Annotated in this window: 1 protein-coding gene; it reads right to left on the reverse strand. The window is 52.5% G+C overall.

Features of this window, described 5'->3' with window-relative positions:
* Positions 1-12: 12 nt before the first annotated feature.
* On the reverse strand, positions 13-2,680 hold a 2,668-nt coding region (locus GX419_13070; GenBank protein NLI25627.1), incomplete at its 5' end, for a family 78 glycoside hydrolase catalytic domain.

The raw sequence follows: 2,680 nt of genomic DNA on the forward strand, positions 1-2,680 counted from the left end.
AAAAACCTGCCGTTATTCCTGTACCGTAAACTGGTATTTTCCGCTGGCAGCTTCGAATACTGCATAGGTATCTTTCCATCCTTTTTCCTGCAGAAAGGGTGATTCGGAAGGTTTGCGGCCCGATTCCAGAACCGTACATCCCTTTTTTGCGGGCACATAAACTGTGGCATGACTGCCCGGAGGCACAAGAATATCAACCGTAAGCCTGTCTTTTTCCTGCTTCCATTCTATACCGGCTTTGCCGTAAGGGGTCTGCAGAAAATAGGCAACGCGGTCGAGTTCCGGCACGGGTTGGGGTCTGAATACAATGTGCTTGTATCCCGGCTCATCCGGATCGGCCTGCATCCCGGCAAGGTTGCGGTAAAACCATACCAGTCCGCCGCCAAACATGGGATGGTTGTGGGAGCCGTCATTATCCCAGCGTTCACGCGTTGTGGTGGCTCCTTTTTTCAGCCAGTAGCCATACGAGGGGTATGTTTTTTTGTTCATGGCTTCGAAGGCAAGATCCTGCAATCCGTTTTCGGCCAGCACTTCAAAGAAGAAACGGGTACCGAGAATTCCGGTATCCAGGTGCCCGCGGGTTGCCTTAAGATTCCGTTTCAGGGCTTCAATAATCCGCGGATACTGATCGGCAGGAACGCCCATTTTCAGGGCAAGAATATTCCCTCCGCCATCGCCGTAGGTGCCTTTTACAGGGTCGAAATATTTTTTCTGAAAAGCCTGGCGGGTTCTTTCAGCCAGCAATTCATACTTCCTTCTTTCTTCTTCAAACCCCAGAACATACGCTGTTTTTGCGGTGATGTCGGTACAATACCACAAATAAAACGTATGGGCCATATCATCAGGAATGGTTTGTCCCGGTGCACACCACTCACCAAGGTTGAACCACTGCAGGGGTTTTCCATCCTTTCCGGTACGCTGGTGGTACATGATGCCGCTTGTATCAACCCAGTTGAGCATGTACCGCACGTAATCCTTCATGGCTTCATAGGTATCGCTTAATATGTCGCGTGCGCCGTAATGGACATAAAATTCCCACGGCATGATGCAGATGGCCGCTCCCCAGGCAACACCCCCTCCGCATCCCGGCTGCCAGGGAGCCCCGTTGGGAACATACCCTGTCTCAGGGTTCTGGGCACCGTAAATATCCCGTATCCACTTGTAGTAAAAGGCACGGGCATCGAAATTGTGCATTACCGTAACACAGGCAATCTGGCCGTCACCTGTATATGCTGAACGTTCCCTGTGCGGACAGTCGCTGGCAATCCCTCCGTGCATGTTGTCGAGCTGGCTTCGTTTCCAGATTCTGTTGATGGAATTGAACAAAGTACTGGATGTTTCGAACACGGCGGCTTCTTCCACTGCAGTATTCACTGCTTCGGCAACCAGCTGGTCAGGCCGCAGTTCGCCAGGCCAGTTGCTGATTTCCACAGCGTGAAATACAAACCAGTTGAACCTCGCTGCATAGGTTTCCATGCCCTTCCCGCCAAATGTGTAGGAATTGTCGCCCGAAAACAGGTTGCTTATATACCGTATGGTAACTTTATGTCCTGCCGGTGCCGACACATTCTGAATTCTCAGCCTTCCGGAAATTTCCTCGCCAAAACTGACCCGGTATGTTCCGGGTCCTTTCCTGCGTATGTTAACCGGGGCGATTCGTTTCGTCACTTTGTCGGGCAAGGCGGTATGGGCAACCAGTTTTCCCTCGGGAGCTCTCCGTTGCGCGGCAAATTCCCACAACACATCATCAAATCCGGGCGCATTCCATCCCGGCTGTTCAAGACGGGCATCGTAGTGTTCGCCGAAGTACACCATGTCCATAACGACAGGGCCCCTGGAGGCTTTCCAGCTCCGGTCGGTGACAATCACATCTTCCGTTCCGTCGGAATAGGTCAGGTAAATTTGTCCGATAAAACGCGGAGTGCCGTACCCCTCGCACCAGAATTTTCCCGGATTATAAAAGCCGTTTCCCAGCATGGCTCCGACAACATTCTCTCCCTGGCGGAGGAAAGATGTGATGTCGTATGCCAGGTACATTACGCGGTATTCGCGGAACGAGTCTTCAAGAGGTATCGACCTTTCGGGCAATCCGGGCCGTTTTCCGTAGTTGGTCTGGTTCGGAACCAGTTCGTCATCACTTACTTTCGATCCATTGACGTAGAGTTCAAAGTAACCAAGTCCTGTAACGAAGGCAACGGCTTTTACCACTTCTTTCTGAACGTAAAAAGCTTTTCGTAAAAGAGGAGCAGGGGGTGGAAGGGTTTTCAGCGGAGCACTCGGCCAGGGGGTGGGAGGAAGGGCTTCTTCTCCCTGCCAGGGAGCACCTATCCACATGGCTTGCCAGTCGGAAGGATGCAATAGTCCCATGCGCCAGAAGGCAGGTTTACTCCATTCTGATGGCCGGCCGTTGCGATCCCATACCCGCACCTGCCACCAGCATTCCTGCCTTGAGCTCAGAGGCTTTCCGTTATACACAATCCGGTTTGTTTCCGGAGACGGTATTTTATGGCTGTCCCACAGGTCCGGCGTTGCCAGCATACCGGGTGAAGAGGCAACCCGTATCTGATAAGCCGTCTGAAATTGCCCGCGTTCCCCTGAATCAGCTTCATTCACCCACGAAAGCCGCGGCGGCAGAACATCCACCACAGCCGGGTCGGTAAGATATTCACAGGTCAGGTTC

Source organism: Bacteroidales bacterium (genome assembly GCA_012517825.1).
Taxonomy (GTDB): domain Bacteria; phylum Bacteroidota; class Bacteroidia; order Bacteroidales; family JAAYUG01; genus JAAYUG01.